Origin of the sequence: Alienimonas sp. DA493, from assembly GCF_043951915.1 — a bacterium.
GTDB lineage: Bacteria > Planctomycetota > Planctomycetia > Planctomycetales > Planctomycetaceae > Alienimonas.
Window position 1 is genome coordinate 1 of record NZ_JBINJD010000218.1, and the last position, 7012, is coordinate 7012.

At 69.6% G+C, this 7012-nt stretch carries 4 protein-coding genes; 3 read left to right on the top strand and 1 reads right to left on the bottom strand.

The window, feature by feature from the left end; all coding sequences use genetic code 11:
* Nucleotides 1-102: 102 nt before the first annotated feature.
* Nucleotides 103-1209, bottom strand: coding sequence for a DUF1559 domain-containing protein (locus ACG2DA_RS20910; protein ID WP_395258396.1), 1107 nt, complete (start codon nucleotides 1207-1209; stop codon nucleotides 103-105).
* Between the two features lie 154 nt (nucleotides 1210-1363).
* Here ACG2DA_RS20910 and ACG2DA_RS20915 point away from each other — a divergent pair, with 154 nt between their 5' ends.
* From ACG2DA_RS20915 to ACG2DA_RS20925, 3 genes are all read left to right on the top strand, one after another.
* Complete coding sequence (locus ACG2DA_RS20915) at nucleotides 1364-2533, top strand: XylR family transcriptional regulator (protein WP_395258397.1); 1170 nt, start codon at nucleotides 1364-1366, stop codon at nucleotides 2531-2533.
* A 111-nt stretch (nucleotides 2534-2644) separates the two neighbouring features.
* On the top strand, nucleotides 2645-5554 hold the full coding sequence (locus tag ACG2DA_RS20920; RefSeq protein ID WP_395258399.1) for a CheR family methyltransferase: 2910 nt from the start codon (nucleotides 2645-2647) through the stop codon (nucleotides 5552-5554).
* 133 nt (nucleotides 5555-5687) lie between these two features.
* Complete coding sequence (locus tag ACG2DA_RS20925) at nucleotides 5688-6956, top strand: ATP-binding protein (protein ID WP_395258401.1); 1269 nt, start codon at nucleotides 5688-5690, stop codon at nucleotides 6954-6956.
* Nucleotides 6957-7012 lie beyond the last annotated feature (56 nt).

Genomic DNA, 7012 nt, shown 5'->3' on the forward strand with positions numbered 1-7012 from the left:
TCCGGGCCGCCGACCGGATCCATTAAAAAAAAACGCCCCCGGCGAGCGTCGCTCGCCGGGGGCGTTCTTTACGATTCCCTTAACAGGCTGCGAATCGGCGGCTCAGAACTCGTCGCCGCTGATGGTTTCGCCGCCGTCGCGGGTGCCGAGCGCGCCCCAGACGCCGTAGGGGCTGCGGCCGCGGGTCACCGCGGCCTCGGACATGCCCTGGGTCTTGGAGTTGATCGTCTCGGAGATGGACCGCACCGACCCGTCGACCATGACCGCCTGCACGATGCCGGTGTGGTAGCTGCCGGCGGACATGATGGAGTCGTTCCAGGGGGAGCCGTCGTGGGAGCAGCTCGGGCCGTTGGGCGACAGGATCGTGTTAAAGCCGGACGCGTGCAGACCGCCGCCGTCCCAGAAGTTGCCGCCGCGATCGTTCAAGCTGGCGCTCGCCGGATATTTGCCGGGGTTGTTCGGGTCGCTCGCCTCCTGCAGGCAGGCGCTCGGGTTATCGAACCCAGAGGTGTTGTTGGGGAGGGTCAGCGAGCTGACGTTCGTCATACAACGGGACTGCCAGTTGGCGCTGTTGTCGTACCGGCCCATCTCCGCGAACAGCAGAGTGTTGACCGTCCCGTCGCGGGCGGCCTCGACGCTGAAGTAGCGGCCGATCACGAACATGCCGCGGTTGGTGGCGCGGTTGCCGTCGAACTCGCCGGCGCCGTCCGAGTTGTCCCCGGCGCACAAGCCGTAGTTCGTTTTGGCGGCCCAGCCCGGGTTCAGCGGGGCGTTGTCGGACGGGCAGAGGTAGGTGCTGATTACCTTCCGCATCGGCAGGTAAGCCGCGTCCCAGTGGGTCCGGCCGAACGGCCGCTCAAATTCGTCGTTGGGGTCGATCGTCCCGTCGCCGTTGTTGTCGTACGGGTTGGAGATCTGGTTCCAGAGCGCGGTCTGATCCATGAACGGCAGGATCATCACCAGCGGGGCGTACGCGTGACCGTGGGCGCGGGCGCCGGCGGACGGGAAAACTTTATAGGTACTTTCGTAGTTGTGGCAGGCCAGTCCGATCTGTTTCAGGTTGTTCTGGCACTGGCTGCGGCGGGCCGCTTCGCGGGCCTGCTGGACGGCGGGCAGGAGCAGCGAGACGAGGATCGCGATAATCGCGATCACCACCAGCAGCTCGATGAGGGTGAAGCCAGAACGGCGCCTGGCACGGAAGACTGACATGGAGAACTCCTAGGTTGCCTTCGAACGAAGGACTGGGGGTGAGGAAGCATCGAAGTCTAGGGATGGATCAGAGGTTGGCAATGGGATATCGCGCAGAGTAATTTCGAAAACACGCAAAGCCAGCCATCGCTCGAAAACGACCGGAACCTGCAGCATGTCCGCCCCGCCGCCCCGCCGTCGCTCCGTCGCGCTGCTGATCGAGACTTCCAATGCCTACGCCCGGGGGTTGCTGACCGGGATCAACGCCTGGCAGCGGGAGCACGAGGGCTGGTCCACCTTTTTGCCGGAGCAGGAGCGCGGGGCGCTGCCGCCGGAGTGGATCGAACGGTGGGGCGGAGACGGCATCGTCGCCCGGGTGGAGTCGCCGGCGGTGGCCGAGGTGTTGCTCCGCAGCGGGGCGCCGGTCGTCGACGTCAGTTCCGGCCGCTTTCTGCCGGAGGCCCCCTGCGTGGAGACGGACAACCACGCGATCGCCCGGGCGGCGTTCGATCATCTGACCGATCGCGGCTTCACCTCACTGGCGTTCTGCGGCGTGCCCCGCTTCCGCTGGTCCGCGGAGCGGCGGGACGCCTTCGCCGCCCTCGCTGCCGAGGCGGACCTGCCCTGCGACGTCTATCAATGCGAGCCGGGGGGGCACGGGGAGAAGCACTCCTGGATCCGGGAGCGGGAACGGCTGGGCGTCTGGGTGTCGGAGCTGCCCAAGCCGGTGGGGGTGATGGCCTGTTACGATATTCAGGCCCAGTTTTTATTAGACGTGTGCCGCGAGTTCGGCGTCTCCGTGCCGGAGGAGGCGGCGGTGATCGGCGTGGACGACGACTGGCTGCTGTGCGAACTGGCCACGCCGCCGCTCTCCAGCGTGATCCCCGACGCCCGCCGCATCGGTTACGAAGCGGCCTCCCGGCTGGATCAATTAATGTCCGAAAGGCCGGTCGATCCGGCGCCGATTTTTTTCCCGCCGCTGGGCGTGGCGACGCGGCAGTCGACGGACGTGCTGGCCATTGACGACGAGGACGTCGCCGCGGCGGTGCGGTTTATTCGTCAGCGGGCCAGTTCGGGAATTAACGTCGCGGACGTGCTGCGGGCGGTGCCGCTGTCCCGCCGGGCACTGGAGGACCGCTTCCGCACGATTCTCGGCCGCACGCCCCACGAGGAGATCGCCCGGGTGCGGCTGAACCGGGTGCGGCGTCTGCTGAGGGAAACGGACCTGCCGATCGCGGAGATCGCCGCCCGCACCGGCTATCGCTCCGCCGCCTATCTGTCCGCGGCGTTCCGCAAAAGCGTCGGCCAGACCCCCCGGGACTATCGGCGGGGCGAGGACGACTGACCCCCGTCGGACGGACAGAACGCGTCCCCCTTCGCTACCGTGCGGACGCCGCGGGCGATCGCGGCGCGGGCCACCCTTCGTTCTCACTCCTCGTCTCGGCCGCTGCGCCCGATGTCCCAGTCTCCTCCTTCAGAACAGGGCGGCGTTCCCGTCGTCGGCGTGGGCGCCAGCGCCGGCGGGCTGGAGGCGTTCCTAAAAATCCTCCAGAACCTGCCGGAGACGCCGGGGCCGGCGTTCGTGTTCCTGGTCCACATGGTGGCCGAACACCACAGCAGTCTGCCGGAGGTGCTCGGCCGGGTGACGGACATGCCGGTGCGGCAGGCGGCCGACGGGATGATCGTCGAGCCGCACACGGTCTACACGAACCCGCCGGACAGTCACGTGACGCTGGAGGGGGAGGTGCTGCGGACGCACAAGCGGCCGGCGCACGAGACGCCGCTGGCGACGATCGACGTGTTTATGCGGTCGCTGGCGGAGAGCCGCGGCGAGCGGGCCGTGGCGGTGTTCCTCAGCGGGGCCGACGGCGACGGGCCGGGCGGGGCCGAAGCCGTGGACGCGGCCGGCGGGCTGGCGCTGGTTCAGGATCCCGAGTCCTGCGAACACACCGGCCTGCCGAACGGCGTGATCGACCGGGGGTTGGCGCACCTGGTCATGCCCCCCCGCGCACTGGCCGCGGCGCTGGCGGAACTGGGCGACGGGAGCGACGGCGGCGCCGCGCTGCTGCCGGGTCACAAGCGCCTGGCCGTCGCCGACGGAGAGATGACCCGAATTTTCGCCCTGCTGCGGGAGGCCTGCGGGGTGGATTTCTCCCGCTACAAGCCGGCGACGATCCGTCGGCGGCTCCAGCGGCGAATGCTGATGCGCCGCTGCGATAGGGCGTCCGACTACCTCGCCCGCCTGGAAGAGCAGCCGGAGGAGGTGAACCGGCTGGCCGGCGACCTGCTGATCCACGTGACCCGGTTCTTCCGCGACCCGGAGACGTTCGAGGCGCTGGCGGGGGACGTGCTGCCCGCGATCGCCGGCCGCCGCGGCAAGGACGACCCGTTCCGCGTCTGGGTGGCGGGGTGCTCGACGGGGGAGGAGGCGTATTCCGTGGCGATGACGCTGATGGACTTCCTCGGGGACGGCAGCCGGACCACGCCGATTCAGATTTTCGCCACCGACGTCAGCGAGGCCGCCGTCGCCGAGGCCCGCGCCGGGGTCTACGGCAAGAGGATCGAGGCGGAGGTCTCCCCGGAGCGGCTGGAGAAGTACTTCGAGCGGGTCGACGAGGGGTACAGGGTCCGGCCCTCCCTGCGGGACGTGTGCGTGTTCGCCCGGCAGGATCTGACCCGGGACCCGCCCTTCTCGCGGCTGGACCTGGTCCTCTGCCGGAACGTGCTGATCTACCTCGGCCAACCGCTCCAGAGCCGGTTGCTGGGGGTGTTTCACTACGCCCTGAAGCCGGACGGCTTCCTGATGCTCGGCTCCGCCGAGAGCGTCGGGCCCCGCAGCGACCTGTTCGCCACGGCGGACAAGAAGCACCGGATCTTCACGAAGAAGCCGCGGGCGATGCGGCCGGAGATTGATTTCCCGGTGCACAGCGGCTTGCCGCGCGCCTTCGACGGCCCGCGGCGGCGGACGGCAGTCGGCGAGAGCGTGCAGACCCTCGCCGACCGCGCCGTGCTGAAACATTACGCCCCGCCGGGCGTGGTGGTGGACGGCGACCTGACGATCGTGCAGTTCCGCGGCCAGACCGGCCGCTACCTGGAGGCCGCCCCCGGCGAGCCGAACCTGAACCTGCTCAAGATGGCCCGCGAGGGCCTGCTGCACGGGTTGCGGGCGGCGACCCGCGAGGCCCGCGAGGAGGACCGTCCCGCCCGCCGCGAGGGGCTGCGGGTGCGATACAACTCCGACACGCTGACCGTGGACGTGGAGGCCGTCCCGCTGCACGACGACGGCAAGCGGCACTTCCTGGTGGTGTTCACTGAGCCCTCCGCCCCGAGTTCAGACCGCGGCGCCCCGCACGGCGCCCCGCCCGCCGGTGACGGCGATCAGGAAGTCGACCAGCTCCAGCGGGAACTGCTCGCCAACCGGGAGTACCTCCAGGCGATCATCAGCGACCTGGAGGCCTCCAACGACGAACTTCAGAGCGCCAACGAGGAGATCCTCTCCAGCAACGAGGAGCTGCAAAGCACCAACGAGGAACTCGACACCGCCAAGGAGGAACTGCAGAGCACCAACGAGGAGCTCAACACCGTCAACGAGGAGCTCCACCACAGAAACCAGGACCTCTCCCGGCTCAACGCCGACCTGACCAACCTGATGGCCAACGTCCATCTGGCCGTCGTGATGGTCGGGGCGGATCTGACCGTCCGCCGGTACACCCCGCTGGCGGCGGACCTGCTGAACCTGATCCCCGGGGACGTCGGCCGGCCGATCGGGCAGATCAACCCGAAGGTGGACTGTCCCGATCTGGAAGAATTGATCCAGGGGGTGCTCGACAGCCTCGAACCGGTGGAGATGGACGTGACCGACCCGGAGGGCCGCACCCACGTGCTGCGGGTCCGGGCGTATCAAGACGGCGACCGCCGCGTGGGCGGGGCGCTGTTGAGCCTGCTGGACGTGGAAGAGCTCCGCGTCCGCGAACGGGAGCTGACCGCCGCCCGCGACTTCGCCGACGCCATCCTCGACACCACGACCCAGCCGCTGGTCGTGCTGAACGACGCCCTGACGGTCGAGCGGACGAACCGGGCCTTCCGGCAGACGTTCGCGGTCGACGCCGAGGAGACCCACGGTCGCCGGATCTACGACCTCGGCGACGGCCAGTGGAACGTTCCGGAATTGCGCACGCTGTTGGAGGAGATCCTGCCGGAGAACGCCTCCTTCGAGGACTACCGCGTCACGCAGGATTTTCCCGGCATCGGCCGGCGGACGATGAGCCTCAACGCCCGCTGTCTGGAGGGCGACGGCCACCGCGAACCGCTGATCCTGTTGGCCGTCACCGACGTGACGCCGGGCGACGGGACCGCGGCGGACTGAACCTGTCGGATTCCCCCCCTTTTGCGTTCGGCCGCGCCGCAGTACACCGGGGCTTGCGACAGGACGCCGCACCCCGCCGCCGCACCCCGAGTTCGTCACGGAGGACGCCCTCGCCCCCGGAGGCTCTTCTTTCATGCCCACGCTGCACTCGCCGCATTCCTCCGCGCCGTCCCCGGCGGGGCCGGACTCCCTCCGTCACGAACTGGCCCTGCGAACGGAGCAGTTACGCACGCTGGAGAGCGAGAACCGCGACCTCCGCGAGACGCTGGAGCGGGCCCTGTCCGAGTACGAGGATCTCTACGATCTGGCCCCGGTGGCGATGGTCAAGCTCACGTCGCAGGGCCTCATTCGCTGCATGAACGCCGGCGCCGAGCGGCTGCTGCGCGTCCGCCGATCGGCGATGCCCGGTCTGCCGCTCCTGCAACGGATCCGGCGTGAGGATCATGCGGCCTTCCACGACTTCCTCCGCCGCTGCCGGACCGAACGGGAGACCGTCGAGGAGGAGGTGACGCTGCGAACCTGCGACGGCCGCGAGGCGCCCGTACGGCTGATCGGGCTGGCGGGGGGCGGGGAGGCGGACTGCTGTCAGACCGCCCTGATCGACCTGACGGAGCAGCACGCCGTCCGCGACGAACTCCACGAACTGAACGAGCGGCTGGCGGCCCGTACGCGGGAGGCGGAGGAGCGGTCCGCCCGCCTCGGCCGCCTGCACGCCCGCGTCGTCGACGCCGAGCAGGCGGAGCGGCGCCGGCTCGCCCGCCACCTGCACGACAACCTCCAGCAGGAACTCGTCGCCGCCACCATGCAGGTTCACCTGGCCCGGGAGATGGCGGGCGAATCCGGCGGCGAAATCGCCGACCGCCTGGGCGAGGTGCTCGAACGCCTCTCCCAGTCCGTCGCCGACGCCCTCACCGCCACCCGCACGCTGACGACGGAGCTGTCCCCCCCGCCGGTGCTGCACGAGATCGGCCTGCCGGCCGCTCTCCACTGGCTGGCCGACTTCTATGAGGAGAAACACGGCCTGACCGTGGAGGTCCGCTGCGACGAGGGGGAATGCTGCGCGCTCCCGCAGGACCTGCGCGTGCTGCTGTTCGAGGCGACCCGCGAACTGCTTCTGAACGTGGTGAAATACGCCGGCGTGAACACGGCGGAGATTCACCTCGACCGCCCGACGCCGGACCGCCTCCGCCTGACCGTCCGCGACGAGGGCGAGGGGTTCGAGGCCGGCGACATGCTGGAACGCCGCGACTACGCCACCGGCCTGGGCCTGTTCGGCCTCACCGAACGGCTCGCCGACGTGGGCGGCTCCGTCGACGTCACCACCGCCCCCGGCCGCGGCGTCGCCGTCTGCCTCGTCGTCCCCGTCTCCGCCGACCCTGACAAGACGCCCGAGGCGGATTAGCGCGTTCTCCCGTCGCAGTCGCAGGGGGCTTATGCCAGCGTCCCGGACCCTTGCCG